Annotated in this window: 1 protein-coding gene; it reads right to left on the bottom strand. The window is 71.9% G+C overall.

The window, feature by feature from the left end; genetic code table 11:
- Nucleotides 1–264: 264 nt before the first annotated feature.
- A partial coding sequence (locus tag ACWDCZ_RS41755; RefSeq protein ID WP_449818782.1) for a Ca2+-dependent phosphoinositide-specific phospholipase C occupies nucleotides 265–1,005 on the bottom strand: 741 nt, incomplete at its 5' end.

Below are 1,005 nucleotides of genomic sequence, written 5' to 3'. Positions count from 1 at the left end.
GATCAGGTTGAGGGTGGTGTGGGCCTGGGAGGGCAGGGCCGACAGGCACACCGAGCCGCTCACCGCGGCGTGCGCCTCGGTGGCGACGGCGATCGGCGCGAGGGTGACCAGGGCGACGGTGGCGGTGGCGGCGACGCGGGTCTTCCACGCGCGTAGAGTTCGGGTCATGACAACCAGGATGGCGATCCTCCGGGCCCTCCGGAAGCCCCGTTCCAACTCTTCACCTCTGGTCAACTTCGCCGTACCTCCCAGGACTTGACCAGGTCAGCCGCGCGACAACACCAGCGACTGGACCGACGCCAGCCGGCGCCAGTTACTGGAGACGATGCTCGCGTGCGCCTTCGCCAGCTGCTCGGTGCGGGCCCTCGCCTGGTCGGCCGTCGGGTCGGTGGCACTGATCTCCGGGGCGACCAGGTGGGAGTCCGTCATCACCAGCAGGTAGTGGGCGTTGTCGTACCAGGCGGTGTCGATGGTCCTGACGAAGGTGGAGGCGTCGCCGTCGAAGACCACGAACCAGGGCCGGATCGAGGTGTCCGCGCCGGTGTACTGGCTCCGCGGGTCGCCGGTGGCGGCGCCGAGCACGGACGGGAAGACCTGCGCCTGGCCGATCCGGCCCGCCGCCGCCAGGTCGCGCAGGTGCCGGCCCTGCTCCACGTCGGTGTGCAGGGTGTCGAAGGGGTTGCCCAGCTCGACGGTGCCCGGGATCGCGTACAGCAGCACCTTCCCGGCCAGCGCCGAGCGGCGCGGCCAGTTGCCCGCCCGCACCGCCTCGTCGACGCTCGCGTACGAGCCGCCGCCGGGCTTGGCCAGCAGGTCGGCCGGGCGCAGCACGGCGGAGCCCAGGTGGTCGGCGATCAGCGCGTCCAGCTGGTCCGGGCCCATCCCGAGGTCAGCCGAGTAGCCCGGCTTGAGCTCCAGCTTGATCACCAGCGGCCCGGCGCCCGGGTGCGCGGCGAGCCAGACCCGGACGTCGTCCAGGCAGTTCTCCAGGTACTGGTCGGTGCT

Source organism: Kitasatospora sp. NPDC001225 (assembly GCF_053597855.1).
This window is presented reverse-complemented; position numbering and strand designations above follow the sequence as displayed.